This is a genomic window from Mammaliicoccus sp. H-M34 (assembly GCF_022386495.1).
Classification (GTDB): domain Bacteria; phylum Bacillota; class Bacilli; order Staphylococcales; family Staphylococcaceae; genus Mammaliicoccus; species Mammaliicoccus fleurettii.
In genome coordinates this window covers 157,541-177,735 of record NZ_JAJNIK010000002.1, presented here as the reverse complement: position 1 = coordinate 177,735, position 20,195 = coordinate 157,541, and the positions used below count along the sequence as shown (strand labels likewise).

The window sequence follows — 20,195 nt, the reverse complement described above, 5'->3', positions numbered from 1 at the left end:
CCTTATTAACCATTATTCAGCGCTTTTTTAGCTGCATTTTGCTCTGATTCTTTTTTCGTTCTACCTTGTCCAGTTTCTAAAGGATTACCATTTAACAATACTTCTGAAGTAAATAACTTATGATGAGCTGGACCACTTTCATCTAACAAATTATAAGTAATCGTACCTTTATTGCGACGATGCATAAACTCTTGTAATTCAGTTTTGTAGTCTCTATTAGCCGTATAACTGTCATCTATAACATGTGGATATACAACTTTATTTAAAAATACTTCTACAGTATCAAGACCTTTATCCAAATATAATGCACCAATAAACGATTCAAAAGCATCAGCTATAAGAGAAGGTCTTTCACGTCCACCCGTTTTCTCTTCACCTTTACCTAATAAAAGTAATTCATTCATATTCAAACTCATTGCAAATGTTACAAGTGATGGTTCACATACAATTGATGCGCGCAGTTTAGTGAGCTTACCCTCTGGAAGTAATGGGAATTTCTTATACAAAAACTGTGACACCGTCAATTCTAACACCGCATCTCCTAAAAATTCTAATCGCTCATTATGACTTAGCTTATCAAGTTTAAAATCATTAATAAAACTAGAATGAGAGAACGCTTGTACATATATATCATAATTTTCAAATTCGATATCGACTTCATTCATGAACTCATCGAATCTGGCTTTAAACTGGGTTATGATTTGTGATTTATTTTTAAACATGCCTTTCCTCCTTAACATTATGTTTCCTATCTATTTTACGTTATATTTCATAAAAAAAAAAGAATATTATCATAAAGAACAATAACAGTTCATAATCTATATACATATTACAAATAAAGGAAAGAATATAAACATATATCTAATAGAATGCGTAAAAAACTGCCGACAAAATATAAACTTTGTCGACAGTTTGAATTAATTAACTTACATTTAATTAGTTTGGTCTGATAAACCACATTTCACTTTCGTAATCGTGTGTAATTCGCTGAGCAACCTCAGTCTTATCAGTTCCACCACCATACCAATTTTGATCTAGACTTTGGAATTGCATTAAGTTTCCATCAGCATTACCATTTAATACAATTGCTGTATGACCTGCTCCAGAACCAAAATCTCCATTAAATACTACAATATCTCCAGGTTTTGCAACAAATGAAGGTGAATTCTTATAAACTGTAGCTTCACCACTAAAATTATTAGCAGTTGGAATATCTTTTGCATAATCACCGTGTAAACCATGACCATATAAATAATTCCAATAGTAGTTCACAAGATCAAAGCACTGCCACCCATAATAGCCATCAAAATCCCAACCCTTACCTTCTAATGAATAAATATAATTCATGGCAGCCGTTGAAGATTTCGCAACTTCTTTTTGGACCTTGCTCGATTTTTTATCATAATCTCTATGTTCAATTTCTACGTTCTGTATCTTAGGTGTTTTGTCTTTAGATGTATCACTACCGCCGCCTTCTTTAGCGTCAGCATCCATATTCAAATTCAGTGCAGTCAAACTCGTAAATGCGATCGCTAACAATAATTTAGACTTAATTTTCATACATCCCCTTTAACATTATGTATTAAATATTCCTATTTGGAATATTAAAACATTTTAACATATATAAAGTATACTGGATAGGTTATATAGATTAAGTATAGATTGCAATTTTTGTAAATTATTCAATTAAAAACATAAAAGTAACTGTAAAGAAATCTAGTGTCCTAGAGTTCTTTACAGTTACTTTTATGTTTGATTTTATTTATCTTGTCTTATACTTTTAAATAAATAAAATAAATATAAAACCCCAAAGCAGCAAAAAATAACTATAAATATATTAATAATTATGCTTAATATATTTGGTGTAGGTAAATAGGAAAATAAGAACAACATTGGTATAAAACATATAAATTCTAATAAAGTTATACTTTCATATATTTCTTTTAAATTGTTCACAATATACCTCCTGTCTAACTCAGCATTTTACATGCATCATTCCCTCTCTTGTAATAAGTTTTAAATTCTAGTATAGCTATATTATCCTTTTTTACATTATATACCAATTTGCCTTTTATTGTAAGAATTTGAATACCTCTTAAAAATACCCACATTACAGAAATCACGAAGGTAGAAATGTTTCTCTTTAAGAGCGATTCAGATGGTGTTTCGCTAGAAGTATGAATGAAAAACCTATCAAAGAAGAAAGTGAAGAAATACTAAATCATAATAGTGACTCTCAAGTTATACATGAAGTATATAATAAATAATTAAAGGCTGAGACAAAATTTGTCCCAGCCTTTCTAAAATATAGAATTATTTTTCTAATGATTCAATATATTTAACAGCGTCACCAACTGTGTTGATTTTTTCTGCTTCCTCATCAGGGATTTCCATATCAAATTCATCTTCTAATTCCATTACTAATTCAGCGATATCTAAAGAATCAGCACCTAAATCATCTTTAAATGAAGCTTCAGGTGTTACTTTTTCAGCGTCTACACCTAAACGATCTACAATAATTTCTTTAACTTTATCGAAACTTGCCATTCCATTCACCTCCTTTAAATAATTGTCTATTCTATATAATAAGAAATACAATTTCTCTTACTACCATGTATTACTATATAATAAATCCTATTGCATGTACATTCCGCCATTAACATGAATTGTTTGACCTGTTATATAACTTGCTTTATCGCTTGCAAGGAAAGCTACAGTATTCGCAATATCACTATCTTCACCAAATCTTGCTAATGGAATTTGTTGTTTCATTTGATTTTTTAAATCATCTGATAGTTGATCTGTCATATCTGAAACGATAAAACCTGGAGCTACAGCGTTACAAGTTATGCCTCTTGATGCTAATTCTCTTGCAAAAGTTCTTGTCATACCTTCTACACCTGATTTAGTAGCAACATAGTTTACTTGACCAGGATTACCTAAAGCACCAACGACACTTGAAAGGTTGATAATACGGCCTGACTTTTGTTTTAACATAGGTCTTGTAACTGCTTGAACACAGTTAAATACGCCTTTTAAATTTGTGTTTATTACGTCATCCCATTCATCTTGTTTCATTCTCATCAATAAATTATCTTTTGTAATACCTGCATTATTTACTAATACATCAATTGTTCCAAATTGATTCGTAGTTTCTTTAATCATAGCTTTTACTTCATCAATTTCACTAACGTTAGCTTGTATAGCAAATGCATCTACACCGAATTCTTTTATTTCAGAAACAACTTGTTCAGCTTTTTCTTTGTTTCCTGCATAGTTTACGACTACGTTATAGCCTTCTTTACCAAGTTCTAGTGCGATTTTTCTACCTATACCTCTAGAAGCACCCGTTACGATTGCTGTTTTTGTCATTATTCATTCCATCCTTTAATATCATCAATAGTTTGAATTGATGTTATTTTAACATCTCGGCTAATTTTTTTGACTAAACCAGATAAAACTTTATTCGGACCTACTTCAATAAAATGATCTACACCTTGATCAATCAAATATTCGATAGATTGACTGAATTCTACTGGTGAAAATAATTGTTTCACCATATTTTCTTTTATTACTTTATGGTCTGTTTCAGGTTTTGCATAAACATTTTGAACGATTGGATGATTCGCATCTTTCCATTCAAATTGGTTAATATAATTTTCAAAATCATCAGCAATTGTTTTCATCATTGAAGAGTGAAATGGCCCTGAAACTTTCAATGGCATAACACGCTTTGCTCCAAGTGATTTACCTTCTGAGACTAATTTATCTATTAATTCTGAATGTCCAGATACAACAATTTGTCCAGGACAATTAATATTTGCAGGTTCAATTAATTTATCTTCAGTAGATAATTGCTCACATATAGCTCTTACTTCATCTATATTTAGTCCTAAAACTGCAGCCATAGAACCTACGCCTTGTGGAAAAGCTTCAGACATTAATGTACCACGTTTATGTACAATTTGAACTGCATCTTCAAATTTTAATACACCTTCTGATACTAATGCTGAATATTCCCCTAAACTATGTCCTAAAGCAAAGTCATAATTTAAATTTTCCAACGCGTTCATTAGTGCTGAACTATGTGTTAATAAAGCTGGTTGAGTATATTCTGTTAAACCTAAAATTTCTTCTGGATCTTTAAACATTATTTCAAGCAAATCAAAAGATAATGATTCATTTGCTCTATCTAAAATGGATGTTGAATTAATTTCTTTTTGATATAAATCCTCGGCCATCCCTACTTTTTGAGAGCCTTGACCTGGAAACATAATGGCAACTTTACTCATTTATTTCACCTACTGCTTTCTTCATTTTATCTACTATTTTAGTATCTGCAGCTAGTTTAGCTTGTTTAATCGCATTATAAAAAGCTCGTTCGTTTGATGATCCATGTGCTTTTACGACGATACCATTCAGTCCTAATAGAACGGAACCACCATATTCGGCATAGTCCATTTTATCATTAATTTTTTTAAAATCTTTTTTCAAGGTAAGTGCAGCTAGTTTATTTTTAGTTGATGCAGTCATTGCCTCTTTTAACATTTTAAATATGCCAGTTGCTGTACCTTCTATTGTTTTTAATACCAAATTCCCGTTATATCCATCTGACACAACAACATCACATGCATCTAAAAGTAAAGATTTTGACTCAACATTACCAATAAAATTATCAAATTTTTCTTCTTTTAATAATTGATATGTTTTTTTAGTTACAGCATTACCTTTAGATTCTTCAGTACCTATATTTAGTAAGGCAAGTGAAGGATTATCGATTTTTCTAACTTGTTTTGCATATATCTCACCCATTTTTGCATATTGAACTAGGTGTTCAGGTTTAGCATCTGAGTTTGCACCGATATCTAAAAATACAAATCCTTTTCCCGTTACTGTAGGAAATGTAGCTACTAATGCTGGTCTTTCTATACCTTTAATTCTACCTACAATAAATAATCCACTACTCATCAACGCACCTGTATTACCAGCTGATACACACGCTTCTGCTTTTCCCTCTTTAACAGCATTAGCCATCAAAACCATAGATGAATTTTTCTTTTTCTTTATAGACCTTACTGGTTCATCATCCATTGTTATCACTTCATCTGTATGTTGAAAAGTTATACGTTCATGCTGATAGTTATATTGTTTTTCATCTCCATACAATAAAATTTCTAAGTCTGGAAAGTCATGAATTGCTGTTTTTACCGATTCTATTACGATACCTGGTGCTTCGTCTCCGCCCATCATATCTATCGCAATTTTAACCATTATTTTCACCCTCGTTCGAATAATACATTTCAAATTGTCCTTGGAAAACGAGTTCCCCATGAACAGTACTTGTTACTTCAACTTTAGCTATATGTTTAGATTTACTAATAACAGTAGCTTTAGCGATTACTCTATCTTTTAAATTTACTGATTTTTTGAATTGAACATTACTCTTAGTAGTTAATGCTAATTCGTCATTGATTAAAGCTACACATAACGAATTTGCTTGAGCAAATAAATAGTGACCTCTCGCAATTTTATTACGTGTAAACACATGTTCTTCTTTAATATCTAAAATTGATATAGCGGATTTATCCAGCTCAATATCAATAATTTCCCCTATTACATCTTCAATGGGCAATGATTTAATTTCATCATGATTTTGTGTTGCTACGTCTTTAATACGTCGTCTTAATTCAGGAATTCCTAGCTCCATTCTATCCAGTCTAATAGTTTGGATGCTTACTTTAAAATATTCACTTAAAGTTTCGTCAGTTATGAAAGGTTCTGCTTTCAAACGATTTGTTAATTCCTTCTGGCGATCTGCTTTCGATAATTTCATTTCATCCATATCCATTCTATTATGTACTTATAGCTAAAATTAGCACCTGCTATCATGACCTACCTTATTTATACTAACATGGGTATAACAATATACTCAACAAATAATACAATAAAAAAGAGTGAAATTTAATTTTTCACTCTTTTAATGTAAATTATGATGATTTTACCTCTACAGCAGTATATATCATACGCTCTTCAAATAATAAAGTTTCAGGATTATAAGTATCACAAGTAATTAATGTTAATTGGTTAGGTTTACCTTTGTGTTCATCCAAAACTTCAACTTGACTAGGTTTAACATTTTTTATGTTATTGATTTTGTATTTTTTTGTACCTTTAACTGTAATGAGCTCAACGTTATCTCCGACTTTAGCTCTATCTAAATTATTAAATCTAATGCCTGCCCCTTCGACACGATGACCAGCTATTGCAACATTTTGCTCATTAAGTTGTTCATTTTCATCAACTAATGACAGACCATTTTTCAAATTCTGTTCCGTTGCTGGACCTTTAAATATAGGCTCAGATATATCTGCAGATGGCACTTTTAAATAGCCAACCATATTATCATTAACTTTGAGTTTATTCGTTTCAGTCTTCGTAATCCACGATTCAATCGGATTCACTTTAACTTTATCATTTTGATTTTCATATGATTCAATCACTTTATCATTAACGCGTTCCGTAAAGTAAGTTCTAATATCATTCCAGAAAAATATTGAAATAGCTGTAATGATTAATAAAATTCCTATAATTTTTAAAACCCACCTCATGTATCTTACCTACTCTCAAATTATGGTAATTCAAATTTATACAATCCATCTATTGATGTCAATCAAAATTTTGTTCTTCCATCGATTCTTGAACAAGCATTCTTAACTTATCATATTGTGGTTTAAAAAATTCACCCGACTGAACTAATTCACTCGCTTCATCTCTAGCGACTTCCAACATTCTATAATCTTCAACAATATTTGCAACTCTAAAGTCTGGCAATCCACTTTGTTTTACACCAAAGAAATCACCCGGACCTCTCATTTCTAAGTCTCTTTCCGATAAGTAAAATCCATCAGTTGATTCAGTCATAATATGCATACGTTCTACTCCACTTTCAGTTTTTGGAGATGCAACTAAAGTACAATAACTTTGGTGATGACTACGACCTACTCTTCCTCGTAATTGATGTAGTGTAGATAAACCAAATCGATCTGCATCATAAATGACCATATATGTTGCATTAGGGACGTTTACACCTACTTCAACAACCGTTGTAGATACTAAAATTGCTATTTCATTATTGCTAAATTTATTCATAATTTCATCTTTATCGTCAGCATGCATTTTCCCATGAACAAGTCCTACTTTTTCAGAACCAAATCTTAACTGCAACTGTTCATATATTGCTACAACATTTTGAACATCAAGTGCTTCACTCTCTTCAATCAATGGACATATAACATACGCTTGACGTCCCTTTACGATTTCACTATTGAGTTTATTTAACACATTATCTATCTCATCGTGTTTAGCCCATGATGTCATAATTTCTTTACGACCTTTAGGCATTTGTTTGATTGAAGTAACGTCCATTTCTCCAAATGCTGATATTGATAAAGTTCTAGGTATTGGTGTTGCAGTCATAAACAACACGTTTGTATCAGCACCTTTTTCTCTTAATTTTTTCCTTTGATTCACACCAAAGCGATGTTGTTCGTCTATAATAACTAAACCTATTTCATTAAATGATACATCATCTTGTATTAATGCATGTGTACCCACTAAAATATCAATTTCTCCAGCTTCTAACTGCTCTAAAAGTATTTTTCTTTTTTTACCTTTAACTGAACTTGTTAATAAGGCTACATTTAACTTTCCACCAAACAATTCATCTAAGCTAATTGCATGTTGTTCAGCAAGTATAGCTGTTGGAACCATTAAAGCACTTTGTTTACCAGCATTATACATAGCATATATTGCTATAGCTGCAACAACCGTCTTACCTGATCCTACATCACCTTGTAATAATCGATGCATTTTAATAGGGGCTTTTAAATCTCTAAAAATTTCATTCACGCTATTTTTTTGAGCATCTGTTAGTTCGAAAGGCAATGTTTCAATAAATGATTTCACTTCATTCACGTCATAATTGAGTCCTTCAATTTTATTAGATTCTTTCTCCAATTTACTTAACCACTTCATTTTGAGCTGAAATAAAAATAACTCATTAAATGAAAATGTACGACGAGCTAATTTTAAATGCTCAAACTGTACAGGTTTATGTAATATAGGTATGACATCTTTTAATGACATTAATTTATATTTTGTCATTAATTCTGGAGATAACCATTCGTCTATATCAACTAGACTTAATGCTTGCTCTATATATTTATTAAGTTGCTTTTGTTTAAGCCCCTCTTTCGATCTATATATAGGGGTTAATGCATTGCCACCATCTTCTTTTTCCGCCATAACTTTTTGACCTGTTATAACTTGTTTCTTTTGTTCCCATTTGCCCTTCACCGTTACCGTTTCACCCATTATGAGTCTCTTTTTCAAATATGGTTGATTAAAGAATGTTACTTTTACAGCTATATTATCTATCATCATATGGCATGTTAATTTTGATTTATTTCTACCAAAAAATGCAACAGTTGGACTAGAATATACTTCTCCTATAACTGTTACAACATCACCATCATTTGCTTCATTTAAATTGATGACTGATTCATCTTCATAACGAGTTGGTAAATACAGTACAAGGTCTTCTAAAGTATAAATATTTAATTCATTTAACAGCTGAAGACTTTTCGGTCCAACACCTTTAAGTTCTTGCAGTGTATGGTCTGTATATATCAGATGTTGCTTTCTCATTTTTATCACCTATATTAATTAATACTCTAATTATAGAACAAATATTTATGATTAACCAATCGAATTCATTTTACAAACAATTGTGTAGAACAATTAACCTTATATATAAACAAAAAAAGAGACTGTGACAATAAAGTTTTGTCATAGCCTCTAAATATCCATTCTAGTTACCAAATATTTCTTGTTTTAATCTTTCACCTGTAGGCGTACCTGCTAAACCACCACGTCCTGTTTCACGTAGAGCTGATGGCATTGTTTGCCCAATTTTATACATAGCTTCTATTACTTCATCAGTAGGTATTCTTGATTTCACACCTGCTAATGCCATATCAGCTGAAATTACTGCATTTGATGCACCTGCTGCATTTCTTTTAACACAAGGAACTTCTACTAATCCTGCAACTGGGTCACAAACAAGTCCGAGCATATTTTTTAAACTAATTGCAAATGCTTCTGCAGATTGTTGAGGTGTACCTCCAGCCATTTCCACTGTTGCGGCTGCACTCATTGCAGCTGCAGAACCAACTTCTGCTTGACATCCACCTGCTGCGCCAGAAATAGATGCATTATTTGCAACGACAAAACCAAAAGCACCTGTTGTAAATAAGAAATGAATCATATCTTCTCTAGATGGATTCAATCTTTTTTTAAGTGCAAACAATACACCAGGAGCGACGCCTGCCGAACCTGCTGTAGGTGTTGCACAAATTTTACCCATTGCTGCATTAACTTCATTTGTTGCTACTGCTTTGCTAACAGCATCAATCATTAAATCACCTGAAAGTGACTGACCACTTTCTAAATATTTTTGTAATAATACAGCATCCATGCCTGTTAATCCAGTTGTAGATGATACACCATTAATCCCACGTTCTATCGCTTTTTCCATTGTATCTAAATTGCGTTCCATATTTTGATATATTTCTTCTTTGGAGAGCTTCGAAACACGCATTTCCTGTTCAATCATGACTTCGTATATTTTTTTATTTTCTCGTTCACAAATTTCTATAAGTTCTTTCACACTTTGGAACATGATAACCCTCCTTTTATTATTCCCCCATTAATGACACTGTTTGTACACCATCGATATCTTTTATTTTCCCTAATACATCTTCTGGGATATCATCGTCTAGTTCACAAGTCATTAAAGCAAGTTCACCTTTTTCTTTACGGGCAACTTGCATACTTCCAACATTAATTTGATGATCACCAAATACATTTGTAACTTTTCCAATCGTACCAAACGTATCATTATGGAATACTAATAATGCTGGATAATTCCCACTGATGGCTATTTGGAAACCATTTATTGCAACGATTTCCACTTTGCCGCCACCAATAGAAATACCTTCAACCGAAATTTCCATTTCTTTATTTCTCATACTTATTATTGCAGTATTAGGATGCGATCTTTCCTCGAACATTTCGATAAAGTTAACATCTATTCCTTGTTGTTCAGCTTCTTCTAAGCTCGTTTTAATTCTGTCGTCATCAGTATCATAACCTAAAATACCTCCAACAAGTGCAACATCTGTTCCATGACCTTTATATGTTTCCATAAAAGAGCCGTACAAATATATATCTATATGATCTGGTTTCCCATCAAATAACCCTCTAGCTATCAAACCAATTCTAACTGCTCCTGCAGTATGTGATGAAGATGGTCCAACCATGACAGGACCTATAATGTCAAAGACACTTCTATATTTCATCAATAATCACTCGCTTCTCTTTTAATTTCACCTTTTCATTATAACAATTTTAATACATTTTGTAAGCGTTTTAGAATATAAAAAACAACAATGTTTTTGTTTAACATTGTTGTTTTTTTATTTAACAAGATTATTCTACTGAGAATAAGAATGAATAAATCGGTTGATCACCTTGATGTACTTCTACTTCAACGTCTTCATAGTTTTCTTCAATATATGATTCTAATTGAGCAACTTCGTCATCAGAAGCATCTTCACCTTTTATAATTGTAAGGATTTCACTATCTTCATCAATCATTTCATCGATTAATTTCTTACTAACTGAAAGATGATCAGCATCACTTACTTTAATACTACTTTCATGTATTCCCATGTATTCGCCTTTTTTAATAGTAATACCATCAATATTTGTATCTCTAACAGCATAAGTTACAGATCCAGATTTAACAAAACTCATCGCTTCTTCCATTTGAGCTTTGTTTTCTTCAATTGATTGTTCTAAATTAAGGTTTAACATCGCTGAAAGTCCTTGAGAAACTGTTTTTGAAGTCACAACAGCTACTGGAATATCAACTAAATGTCCTACTTGCTCAGCTGCCATTATAATATTTTTATTATTTGGTAATATGATTGCATTTTTACAACCAGATTGTTTAACAACTTTTACGATATCTTCTGTTGAAGGATTCATTGTTTGGCCACCACTTATTACATGTGTAGCACCAAGTGATTTGAATAACTTAGTTATACCTTCGCCCATAGAAATCGTAATAATAGCAGTGTCTACAGCTTCTTGTTGCTGTTCTTGCTTAATTTTCTTATCTGCACTTTTTCTAAGTACTTCTCTATGTTGTTCACGCATATTTTCGATTTTAATTTTGATAAGTTCTCCGTACTGGCTGCCATATGTCAGCACTTCTCCCGGAGTTTCTGAATGCACATGAATTTTAACGATTTCATCATCTGAAATCACTAATAAAGAATCACCAAATTGACTCATGTCTTCTCTAAATTGGTCTTCATTGAAAGGTTTTTTATCTTTTCCAAAGCGAACCATAATTTCAGTACAATAACCAAATACGATGTCTTCTGTATTCATAACACCACCAAAATCGTGGTCATCATTTATAAATTCATCAGTATTAACTTTTTCTTTATTAGGTTCAATTTTTTCGCCTTTTAAAGTTGCTAAGAAGCCTTCGTATACAAACATCAAGCCTTGTCCACCACTATCAACTACACCGACTTCTTTAAGTACAGGCAATTGATTGGGTGTATTTTCTAACGCTTTTTGTCCTTGTTCAATTACAGCTTCCATAATTGTAATGATATCATCTGTAGTTTCTGAAGAATTCATAGCTGCTTCACCTGCAACTCTCGCTACAGTTAAAATAGTTCCTTCTACTGGCTTCATAACAGCCTTATAAGCAGTGTTAACACCAGACTGGAAAGCTTTAGCAAATTGTTTAGCATCAATTTCACTTTCATTCTCAATTGATTTTGAGAATCCTCTAAATAATTGAGATAAGATAACACCTGAGTTACCTCTTGCTCCCATTAATAAACCTTTTGAAAATACTTTACCCACTTCACCGATATGTGCACTATCTTGAGATTTCACCTCAGCAGCACCAGATGACATAGATAAATTCATATTTGTACCTGTATCTCCATCTGGAACTGGAAATACGTTTAAAGAATCTACAAAGTCTGCATTGTTTGATAAACTGTCTGATCCTTGAACGATCATGTCAGCAAACAATTTGCCGTCAATCTTTTTCATACTCTAATTGCCTCCCTATGCTTCCTCATCATCATTAATAACTCTAACACCTTGGATATATATGTTTACTGCGTTGACTTTTAAATTTAATGATTGTTCTAAAGTATATTTAACAGCAGATTGGACATTGTTTGCTATTTCTGAGATTTTCGTACCATAACTCACAATTATATACATATCTACATCAAGTACACCTTCATTTTGAGATACAATAACACCTTTGGCATAATTGTCACGTCCTAGAATTTCAGCAATTCCATCTCTTACTTGGTGTTTACTTGCCATTCCTACGATACCATAACATTCTACTGCAGCTCCGCCAGCAAGTGTTGCGATAACATCATTTGAAATATCGATACTTCCATACTCATTTGTAATTTCTAAAGTCATGATTACGTCCCTCCTACACATCTAAGTTATAAATAACTATCTTTACTTTTATATGTTCTGTTTAATTATACTTAATAACATACTCAAATCGCAAGAATTCATAATTTTATTAACGTTATTTTATACAACGTTTTCACAAGATATCATTATAACAAATAAATCGAACTTTAAAACACTTTTTCCGAAATTTGTTATTATTTTTTCTGTTTTTTGCAAAAAATCCGTTGAATAAATTATACCTGCGTGTTATATTATTAAAGTGTGTAAACGTAAATAAATGTGTATTTATATTTCATTAAAGGAGGATATTTATGGCTAAAGAATGTTTCGTAACAGGTCGTAAAGCTAGAACGGGTAATAATCGTTCTCACGCATTAAATGCTAACAAACGTCGTTGGAACGCTAACTTACAAAAAGTTAGAATTTTAGTTGACGGTAAACCTAAACGTGTATGGGTTTCTGCTCGTGCTCTAAAATCAGGTAAAGTTACACGCGTTTAATGAATATAAGTCACATATAGTAAAGAGAACCTTTGTGTGGAAGGTTCTCTTTTTTTATTTATCTTTACTTTGAATCACTAAAATATTTCCAAGTTCAACTGTTACTTTAGGCTGTTCAAAACCCTCTTTAAACTCATTACTAATAGTTAAAGTCGAACCTTGCTCTAAAGTTGTATATGGTAATTCATATTTAAATTGTTCTAATTTCACACGAATATTTGATGTTAAAGGTACAAAAGAGATATACTTCATACCCTCAACTTGTGAAATTCTATGATTCCCCGGTTTCAAAACATTAATTATATTTTGATGATCAATTAGAGATATTTTAATATCATCTGCTAAAAATTCTGGTTTAGTTAAAATTTGAATTGCACCCATAAAGTGATCTAACCGACCACCAGTTGCTCCATATATCTTTATTTCAGAGTAACCTAATTCGACTGCAAGATTAACTGCTAATGCTAAATCTGTATCATCTTTTTCCTTTTTTACTGGTTCAATTTCAATTTGCTCTTTTATTTGATTTAACTCTTTCTCTGTGACTGAGTCAAAATCACCCACTGCTGCTATAGGTATTATTTGATGATTTAATAATTCTAAAGTACCTCTATCTACACCTATCCAGTCAGATTGTTGTTCTAGAAAAATACTTTCATCTACATTACGTAAACTACATAATAAATTCACTTTCAAAATTATTCACCCTTTAATTTACGAACTGGTTCTTTATAGTCTTCATGTTTGAAATAATAAGATCCAGCAACTAAAATATCTGCTCCTTGATCTTTACATAATTCTCCTGTTTGATCGTTTATGCCACCATCTACTTCTATTTCATAGTTTAAATTATTATCTTTTCTATATTGATTTAACCAAGTTATTTTATCTAATGTACTTTCAATAAATCCTTGTCCACCAAAACCAGGGTTTACTGTCATGATAAGTACGAAGTCTACATCAACTAGTATTTGAGATAATAGTTCTACAGGTGTACCAGGGTTAATAACAACACCTGCTAATTTATTATGTGACTTAATTTGTTGAATTGCTCTATGAATATGGTTTGTTGCTTCATAATGTACGGATACCATATCACTTCCCGCTTCACAAAATAAATCGATCATTTGTTCTGGATTTTCAATCATTAAATGTGTATCAATTGTCATATCTGTTACTTTTCTCAATGATTCTAAGATTGGTAATCCAATAGAAATATTTGGTACGAATTGACCGTCCATTACATCAAAATGAAGTATCTCTGCTCCAGATTCTTTAACGCTCGTTACTTCTTCTTTCAATATTGCAAAATCACATGCTAAAAGTGAAGGTGCTATTTTAACCATTAATATCTTACCTTTCTATTTTGAATTTCTTCAAACAATGTTAAATAGTGCTTATATCTTAATTTATAAAATTCTTTTTCTTCGATAAGTTCTTTTACTGCACACTTTGGTTCGTTAATATGTGTACAATTTCTAAATTTACACTCTGACTTGATCGCTTCAAATTCTGGAAACAGGTCAGCCAACTCTTCTTTTTCTATATGAGAGAAATCTAAAGCACTAAAGCCAGGTGTATCCGCTAAGTAGCCATCTTCCATTTCATACAATTCTACATGTCTTGTCGTATGTTTACCTCTATTAAGTGCTTTTGATATTTTATTTGTTTCCAAGTTTAAATCTTTAAATAGACGATTCATAATTGTTGACTTACCGACCCCTGATTGTCCACTTAATACAATTATACCTTTGATTAGCGGTTTAATAGATTGTGTTAAATCATCGCCTTCACCAACAAATAGTGTTTCATAGCCGACTTCTTCATAATTTTTTAATATTTCTTCTATTTTACTAATTTCAACTTTATTAGCTAAATCTTTTTTAGTCACACATATTATAGGGGTAATATGATATGAATGTACCACTACTAAAAATCTATCTAACAATTGTTGACTAAACTCAGGTTCAATCGCACTGATCACTACAATGACTCTGTCTATATTAGAAACAGGTGGTCTTAATAAAATATTTTCTCTTGCATGTATATGATGAATATAACCACCAGTCTTATTTTCAACTTGAAAATCTACTATATCTCCTACTACTGGAGACATTTTCTTCTTTCGAAATAAACCTCTAGCTTTTGTAATATATACGCCATCACTAGTTTGAACTGAATAATCGCCACTAATTGATTTTATAATACGACCAGTTTTCAATATAACACCTGCCTCACTTTATTTTTATTATACCAAATGAGGATAACTTTATAGTCCTCACACATTATTTTTGAACAAAATTGTAACTTTAGTACCTTTATCAACTTCACTATTAAAGAAAATTTGAGCATCATGATGTTCAACAATAGAATCAACAATCGATAAACCTAGACCATTACTATCAACATGCACATTATGTGATTGATCCCCTTTATAAAATCTATCTTTAATCTGACTTAATTGATCTTGTGACATACCATAACCTTCATCAATGATTGCTACAGTTATAATGTCATCTTGTTGAAATACTTTAATTTGAATCATGCTATATTCTGGAGAATATTTAATCGCATTATTTAAAATATTATAAAATGCTTGGTATAACAATTTATTATTACCTTGAATTACTATTTCTTCCATATCAAAAATTATAGATACTTCTTTCTCGTCTAATAAATAATTTAAATTTCTGACGACTTCTTTCATTACTTTATTTAATTCAACAGTCTCATTAAATGAAAGGTGTTCGCTATTATCTAATTCAGATAATAATAATAGTTGTTTCGTCAAATTACTTAAGCGATAGGCTCTACCGTATATATCCTCTATAATTTGTACTCTTTTACTTTCAACTTCTTCGTATTCTAGTTCTCTTAACAAACTTAGAATAGATTGTAATGGGGATTTTATTTCGTGAGATACGTTTTGTACAAAAGATTGTCGCATTGTTTCAAGTTGTTTTAACTCGTCTCTCATTTTAATAAATCTATGTTGTAGAATTCCGATTTCATCGTCTCTTGTCACTTTAATTTGCACATCAAAATCACCTTTACCTAATGACTCTGTCGTCTTCATTAATCTTCTGATTGGCGTAGCAAGTGAGTGACTTGAAAACATCACTAACACTAATGAAATAGTGACCAATAGCACAAGTAAAATCGCTAAAAATATTCTAAATTCACCTAGCATTAATCCGACACTTGGTCTTAAAAACAGAGCATATTCCGCTCCTTGATGCTCTAATTTCACACCAACAGTATTTCGTGTTTCATTGTCAAAGAACCCTGTTATAAAAATATTAAATGGGCGTTCTTTTATTCCATGATAAGTGTTACTACTCAATACTTGTTTAACAGCTTTCTCATTTAAATTATATTTTCTAAAATGATCACCATAATATGTTGCTTCCATCTTATCATCGTATAAAATAGCTTGATAATGCAGTTCACTTAAATGTTGTAAATATGCATTCAAATCCAATTCATTATCTTTATCAATATACTTTTGAACTTGTTTTAAAGTTTTTGTAACTTTATAGTCATTCTTTTCTTTTAAATCTATGTGATAGTATATGTTTGTCAGAATAAACCCTAAGATTGAACTGACTGCCATAACTACGATTGTATAAATTGTAATTCGCTGTGCTAATGATTTAAACTTCATCTTCAAGCACCGCCTTGTAACCAACGCCTCTCACTGTTTTTATCAAGACATCGCTCTCCAACTTTTCTAGTCTTTTTCTTAATCGCTTTATATGGACATCAAGTGTTCGTTCATCGCCTTCAAAATCTATGCCCCATACGACCTCAATAATTTTATCTCTTTGCAATACTTTATCTTTATTTCTCATTAAATAATCCAAAAGTGCAAATTCTTTTTTAGGTAGCAGCATTGATTTGTGGTTAATTGTTATTTCCATATCAACAGAATTCACAAGCGTGTTTCCTATTTTTAATTCACTTGAAGAATTAATTTTAAACCTTCTTAAAACAGCCTTAATTCTAAAGAGAAGCTCTTTCATTTCAAATGGCTTAGTGACATAATCATCTGTTCCGGCTAAGAAAGCATTTTCTTTATCACTCAGTTCATCTCTAGCAGTTAACATGATAACTGGAATATCAAAACTTTCTTTAAGCGTTTGGCATAATTCAAAACCATTCATACCTGGCATCATAATATCTACAACAGCTAAGTCTATATATTTATGTTCAACAACTTCCAAAGCTTCTTCTCCACTGAGGCTAGTTACAACATTTATATTTTCACGTTCTATTTCTCTTTTCAAATCATTTAATATAAATCGATCGTCATCGACTACTAAACAAGTTACCATGTTATCACCTCTTTCCTATAATGATACCAAATATGTTGTATATTTATTACAAAAAACACAAATATTTAACGCTTCACTTAAAAAAAGACTACCAACAAATTATATTTTTTGTTGGTAGCCAATTACATTTAACTATTTGAAATAACGTAAAGTTATTATACAGATTCTACGTTACGGTTAACTAACGCATTTACATTTTCAATAATTGTTCCACTTACAACACGACCAGGTAATTTATTTAATTTTACAGATAAATCTTGGTCTTGTTTCATATCATATGAAATATTTCTTGCGAAGTATTTCATTGATTCTTCCATAATGATGATTGTCATCCATTCACCAGCACAACGGTGATTTGTATTATAATCTCCGCCACCTTGTGGAATTAAATCAAACGGACTACCATCCCAATCGCTGAAACGGTTAGGATAGAATCTTTCAGGATTTTCCCATAAACCTTCTTTATGCAATGTTCCGTAAATATCCATTATTAAGAAAGTATCTTTTTCAATAGTATATCCATCAAATTCAATATCAACTGCCGCTTTACCAGGTAAGAATGGCACGAAAGGATAGAATCTTCTTACTTCTTGCACAAATTTATAAGCATAGTCATCTTCGTTATTGAAGACTTTTTCAGCTTCTCCTGGATAGTCATGTAACGCTTTAACACCAAAGCTAACGAAACGGTTAATCGCTACTAGAGGACGTACTACGTTCATTAAGTCAATAGCACATAATCTAGAATCCATTAAGTTACCTTCGAAATCTTCCCAATGACTAAATTCATGTAAAGCTGTACCTTGTGGAGGCGTTAATTTGCCTTCACGTACCGCAATAATTTGATTTTCAAGGAAAGTTTCAACTCTAGCTCTAGCTTGTTTAGCTTCTTTATAACCTTTAAATGCTGTACCGATATTTTTAAATGAATCTATCATTGTATCCATATCTTTCGCGCAGCTTTCAATTTCTTCTGGAGAAGCAATGATGCCAGCCCATCTAAATCCTACTTTAGTTAATAAGACTATAGATTCTTTATAAACATTTACTTCATCCATTCTTTCCATACGTTCAGTATTCATAAACCAAGTACTACGTGTAAGTTCTCTTAAGTAGTCTAAGTTCTCTTCAGTCATTAAAGACATAAATAGAGCTTTACGGTCTATATGTTTTTTACCACCAGTAGTATGTATAGCACCTTTACCGAATAAAGTATTTACAACACGTTTAGGTAATGTTCCTTGTCTTTCAATTAACTCATTGTTATAAAAAAGCTCTGCAGCTTCTTTACCGCTAATTACTACTGTTCTTCTTCCGCCTAAAGCTCTTAATTCGAAAATATTAGAATCAAATTTTTCAAGTCTACTAGGCACATAATTATATCCTTCTTTTAAAACTTTAAATGTACTATCAAGCCCTCGATCTTTTGGTATTTGCTTACCCATAAAATCATTGCCCCCTAAAAATTATTGTAAATTTCATATACTTATATATTATTTCATTTTCTTGGAAAATAATCAATCAACTACTATTATCAATTGAAAATTTTATATCTTTATCTACAATTGCGTGTCTTTTTGACCATTCGATTAATATTTCCGGGTATATAACTTCATCTTTTATTTCATTGTTCACATTCTCGACAGGAAACGTTAATACAAATCTTTGGTCTATAACTTCATCTACTAAATTAAAAAATTTCAAATTACCTTTAGTTGGTCGTCCTACAAGATTAACAATTCCCGAATTTGATACTTTATAAACTAACCATTCAGCTGCATTTTCAGTATCTTTATCAATTAAAATCGTTATTTTTTCAAAACGACTTAAACCAATAAAGTCGATTTTATTGTCATCAAAATATTCCCAGTTACCTGAAGGTTGGTCCATTAAATTTTGATAAAATGCTTGTTCATTCATTTCTTCGCATTGTTTAAAAATTCGTTCTATTTTTTGTTTATATAATGATTTATGTCGTTCACGGTCAATCACTATATGTGTGTCACTAGTTAATATTGTTTCTTGATTGCCAATTTCATAAAAATATGGAATAAGAAATTCTGCAATACTTAATTTATCAAAAGTTGCTTTCCTAAAATCAAATATTATATCCTTTGATGAATGTTTAATTTTTGATAATTGATATAAAGCTTCCACAGTTTGTTCAAACGTAATATTACCAACAAACTCTGCAATAGGTGTATTTTCTTTAATATATACATTGATTGAAGCCTCATCATTTAATTGATACTTTTTCAATTCAAAATGATAATCCTGATTGCTTCTCTTTACATCCACTTCACTTTGAAACGTCAAAATATGTTCCCATTCTTCACGATGATAAGGTTCATCGCCTAATAAACGTTTATATCGCTTCCTACAAAATTCTATAGGATCTCCAGATAATGTTACAATTTCATCGCCTAATACGAAGCGAATATCATTTATAACTTCTGTTACTACTAGCGAATCTTTAGTTGCTCTAACTTTAATGCCAACTTGTTTTTCAGGTTCTTTTAAAGATTTTATTTTCGTATTAAATAGACCAATATCAAAGAAATAATTATTCATTACTTCTATAAATACTTGGTCAGTTAATTGTGGTGAAGTAACGATATTTTTATATTCGTCATAGATATTATACTTCTCATCAATATTTTGAATAGCATGTTCAACCTGTTTGTGCATATATTCATACAATGATACATATGGAAGCATATTTTCACCTCGGATTCATTTTCTAAATTTTACTAATAACCGCTTATTAAAT

22 protein-coding genes are annotated in these 20,195 nt (G+C 31.3%); 1 reads left to right on the top strand and 21 read right to left on the bottom strand.

The annotated features are described in order from the left end of the window. Positions 1–5: 5 nt before the first annotated feature. The 14 genes from rnc to LQ608_RS03065 form a co-directional block, all read right to left on the bottom strand. Complete coding sequence (gene rnc / locus LQ608_RS03130; protein ID WP_238418524.1) at positions 6–722, bottom strand: ribonuclease III; 717 nt, start codon at positions 720–722, stop codon at positions 6–8. A 214-nt stretch (positions 723–936) separates the two neighbouring features. Continuing rightward, the gene (locus LQ608_RS03125; RefSeq protein ID WP_239749536.1) at positions 937–1,560 is read right to left on the bottom strand and encodes a CHAP domain-containing protein; all 624 of its coding nucleotides are present in this window, start codon (positions 1,558–1,560) and stop codon (positions 937–939) included. Between the two features lie 198 nt (positions 1,561–1,758). Continuing rightward, complete coding sequence (locus LQ608_RS03120; protein WP_142242917.1) at positions 1,759–1,956, bottom strand: DUF6007 family protein; 198 nt, start codon at positions 1,954–1,956, stop codon at positions 1,759–1,761. Between the two features lie 357 nt (positions 1,957–2,313). Continuing rightward, positions 2,314–2,547, bottom strand: coding sequence for an acyl carrier protein (locus tag LQ608_RS03115; protein WP_078356120.1), 234 nt, complete (start codon positions 2,545–2,547; stop codon positions 2,314–2,316). Between the two features lie 87 nt (positions 2,548–2,634). Further along, on the bottom strand, positions 2,635–3,372 hold the full coding sequence (fabG, locus tag LQ608_RS03110; RefSeq protein ID WP_239749534.1) for a 3-oxoacyl-[acyl-carrier-protein] reductase: 738 nt from the start codon (positions 3,370–3,372) through the stop codon (positions 2,635–2,637). Continuing rightward, positions 3,372–4,292 carry an ACP S-malonyltransferase gene (fabD, locus tag LQ608_RS03105; protein ID WP_239749532.1) on the bottom strand — a complete coding sequence of 307 codons (921 nt, stop codon included), beginning with the start codon at positions 4,290–4,292 and terminating at the stop codon, positions 3,372–3,374. Before fabD ends, fabG begins: the two co-directional genes overlap by 1 nt. Next, positions 4,285–5,271 carry a phosphate acyltransferase PlsX gene (gene plsX, locus LQ608_RS03100; protein ID WP_107509151.1) on the bottom strand — a complete coding sequence of 329 codons (987 nt, stop codon included), beginning with the start codon at positions 5,269–5,271 and terminating at the stop codon, positions 4,285–4,287. Before plsX ends, fabD begins: the two co-directional genes overlap by 8 nt. After that, positions 5,264–5,833: a transcription factor FapR gene (gene fapR / locus LQ608_RS03095; RefSeq protein ID WP_078356372.1), complete on the bottom strand. Its 570-nt coding sequence runs from the start codon at positions 5,831–5,833 to the stop codon at positions 5,264–5,266. Before fapR ends, plsX begins: the two co-directional genes overlap by 8 nt. Before the next feature lie 154 nt (positions 5,834–5,987). Further along, positions 5,988–6,608 (bottom strand): class A sortase, encoded by a 621-nt coding sequence (locus LQ608_RS03090; protein ID WP_239749530.1) that lies wholly within the window; start codon positions 6,606–6,608, stop codon positions 5,988–5,990. Between the two features lie 58 nt (positions 6,609–6,666). Next, on the bottom strand, positions 6,667–8,706 hold the full coding sequence (gene recG, locus LQ608_RS03085) for an ATP-dependent DNA helicase RecG (protein WP_239749528.1): 2,040 nt from the start codon (positions 8,704–8,706) through the stop codon (positions 6,667–6,669). A gap of 163 nt (positions 8,707–8,869) precedes the next feature. Next, on the bottom strand, positions 8,870–9,739 hold the full coding sequence (gene sdaAA, locus LQ608_RS03080) for an L-serine ammonia-lyase, iron-sulfur-dependent, subunit alpha (protein ID WP_239749526.1): 870 nt from the start codon (positions 9,737–9,739) through the stop codon (positions 8,870–8,872). Positions 9,740–9,755: 16 nt separating this feature from the next. Continuing rightward, positions 9,756–10,418: an L-serine ammonia-lyase, iron-sulfur-dependent subunit beta gene (gene sdaAB, locus LQ608_RS03075; protein WP_078356113.1), complete on the bottom strand. Its 663-nt coding sequence runs from the start codon at positions 10,416–10,418 to the stop codon at positions 9,756–9,758. A 130-nt stretch (positions 10,419–10,548) separates the two neighbouring features. After that, complete coding sequence (gene fakA, locus LQ608_RS03070; RefSeq protein ID WP_078356112.1) at positions 10,549–12,201, bottom strand: fatty acid kinase catalytic subunit FakA; 1,653 nt, start codon at positions 12,199–12,201, stop codon at positions 10,549–10,551. 15 nt (positions 12,202–12,216) lie between these two features. Beyond that, complete coding sequence (locus tag LQ608_RS03065) at positions 12,217–12,591, bottom strand: Asp23/Gls24 family envelope stress response protein (RefSeq protein ID WP_016911554.1); 375 nt, start codon at positions 12,589–12,591, stop codon at positions 12,217–12,219. Positions 12,592–12,902: 311 nt separating this feature from the next. Here LQ608_RS03065 and rpmB point away from each other — a divergent pair, with 311 nt between their 5' ends. Continuing rightward, the gene (rpmB, locus tag LQ608_RS03060) at positions 12,903–13,091 is read left to right on the top strand and encodes a 50S ribosomal protein L28 (RefSeq protein WP_078356111.1); all 189 of its coding nucleotides are present in this window, start codon (positions 12,903–12,905) and stop codon (positions 13,089–13,091) included. 54 nt (positions 13,092–13,145) lie between these two features. Here rpmB and LQ608_RS03055 read toward each other — a convergent pair whose 3' ends face one another. From LQ608_RS03055 to LQ608_RS03025, 7 genes are all read right to left on the bottom strand, one after another. Then, on the bottom strand, positions 13,146–13,781 hold the full coding sequence (locus tag LQ608_RS03055) for a thiamine diphosphokinase (RefSeq protein WP_345773098.1): 636 nt from the start codon (positions 13,779–13,781) through the stop codon (positions 13,146–13,148). An 8-nt stretch (positions 13,782–13,789) separates the two neighbouring features. Further along, positions 13,790–14,437, bottom strand: a complete 648-nt coding sequence (gene rpe / locus LQ608_RS03050; RefSeq protein WP_239749521.1) for a ribulose-phosphate 3-epimerase — start codon at positions 14,435–14,437, stop codon at positions 13,790–13,792. Next, positions 14,437–15,312, bottom strand: coding sequence for a ribosome small subunit-dependent GTPase A (gene rsgA / locus LQ608_RS03045; protein ID WP_239749519.1), 876 nt, complete (start codon positions 15,310–15,312; stop codon positions 14,437–14,439). The genes rpe and rsgA overlap by 1 nt, the downstream gene beginning before the upstream one ends. 57 nt (positions 15,313–15,369) lie before the next feature. Then, the gene (locus LQ608_RS03040) at positions 15,370–16,755 is read right to left on the bottom strand and encodes a sensor histidine kinase (RefSeq protein WP_239749517.1); all 1,386 of its coding nucleotides are present in this window, start codon (positions 16,753–16,755) and stop codon (positions 15,370–15,372) included. Further along, positions 16,745–17,425, bottom strand: a complete 681-nt coding sequence (locus LQ608_RS03035) for a response regulator transcription factor (RefSeq protein WP_239749515.1) — start codon at positions 17,423–17,425, stop codon at positions 16,745–16,747. The genes LQ608_RS03040 and LQ608_RS03035 overlap by 11 nt, the downstream gene beginning before the upstream one ends. 155 nt (positions 17,426–17,580) lie before the next feature. After that, positions 17,581–18,870 (bottom strand): cytochrome P450, encoded by a 1,290-nt coding sequence (locus tag LQ608_RS03030; protein WP_078356105.1) that lies wholly within the window; start codon positions 18,868–18,870, stop codon positions 17,581–17,583. A gap of 76 nt (positions 18,871–18,946) precedes the next feature. After that, positions 18,947–20,143, bottom strand: a complete 1,197-nt coding sequence (locus LQ608_RS03025) for a hypothetical protein (protein ID WP_239749514.1) — start codon at positions 20,141–20,143, stop codon at positions 18,947–18,949. Positions 20,144–20,195: the final 52 nt, after the last annotated feature.

What these genes read in the sequence shown, in the direction of transcription:
- fapR (WP_078356372.1), bottom strand. Translation starts at nt 5,833, where the DNA reads ATGAAATTATCGAAAGCAGATCGCCAGAAGGAATTAACAAATCGTTTG.
- rpmB (WP_078356111.1), top strand. Translation starts at nt 12,903, where the DNA reads ATGGCTAAAGAATGTTTCGTAACAGGTCGTAAAGCTAGAACGGGTAAT.
- fabG (WP_239749534.1), bottom strand. Translation starts at nt 3,372, where the DNA reads ATGACAAAAACAGCAATCGTAACGGGTGCTTCTAGAGGTATAGGTAGA.
- LQ608_RS03115 (WP_078356120.1), bottom strand. Translation starts at nt 2,547, where the DNA reads ATGGCAAGTTTCGATAAAGTTAAAGAAATTATTGTAGATCGTTTAGGT.
- sdaAA (WP_239749526.1), bottom strand. Translation starts at nt 9,739, where the DNA reads ATGTTCCAAAGTGTGAAAGAACTTATAGAAATTTGTGAACGAGAAAAT.
- LQ608_RS03065 (WP_016911554.1), bottom strand. Translation starts at nt 12,591, where the DNA reads ATGACTTTAGAAATTACAAATGAGTATGGAAGTATCGATATTTCAAAT.
- fakA (WP_078356112.1), bottom strand. Translation starts at nt 12,201, where the DNA reads ATGAAAAAGATTGACGGCAAATTGTTTGCTGACATGATCGTTCAAGGA.
- rpe (WP_239749521.1), bottom strand. Translation starts at nt 14,437, where the DNA reads ATGGTTAAAATAGCACCTTCACTTTTAGCATGTGATTTTGCAATATTG.
- LQ608_RS03040 (WP_239749517.1), bottom strand. Translation starts at nt 16,755, where the DNA reads ATGAAGTTTAAATCATTAGCACAGCGAATTACAATTTATACAATCGTA.
- LQ608_RS03030 (WP_078356105.1), bottom strand. Translation starts at nt 18,870, where the DNA reads ATGGGTAAGCAAATACCAAAAGATCGAGGGCTTGATAGTACATTTAAA.
- LQ608_RS03025 (WP_239749514.1), bottom strand. Translation starts at nt 20,143, where the DNA reads ATGCTTCCATATGTATCATTGTATGAATATATGCACAAACAGGTTGAA.
- fabD (WP_239749532.1), bottom strand. Translation starts at nt 4,292, where the DNA reads ATGAGTAAAGTTGCCATTATGTTTCCAGGTCAAGGCTCTCAAAAAGTA.
- LQ608_RS03035 (WP_239749515.1), bottom strand. Translation starts at nt 17,425, where the DNA reads ATGGTAACTTGTTTAGTAGTCGATGACGATCGATTTATATTAAATGAT.
- sdaAB (WP_078356113.1), bottom strand. Translation starts at nt 10,418, where the DNA reads ATGAAATATAGAAGTGTCTTTGACATTATAGGTCCTGTCATGGTTGGA.
- recG (WP_239749528.1), bottom strand. Translation starts at nt 8,706, where the DNA reads ATGAGAAAGCAACATCTGATATATACAGACCATACACTGCAAGAACTT.
- plsX (WP_107509151.1), bottom strand. Translation starts at nt 5,271, where the DNA reads ATGGTTAAAATTGCGATAGATATGATGGGCGGAGACGAAGCACCAGGT.
- rnc (WP_238418524.1), bottom strand. Translation starts at nt 722, where the DNA reads ATGTTTAAAAATAAATCACAAATCATAACCCAGTTTAAAGCCAGATTC.
- LQ608_RS03090 (WP_239749530.1), bottom strand. Translation starts at nt 6,608, where the DNA reads ATGAGGTGGGTTTTAAAAATTATAGGAATTTTATTAATCATTACAGCT.
- LQ608_RS03125 (WP_239749536.1), bottom strand. Translation starts at nt 1,560, where the DNA reads ATGAAAATTAAGTCTAAATTATTGTTAGCGATCGCATTTACGAGTTTG.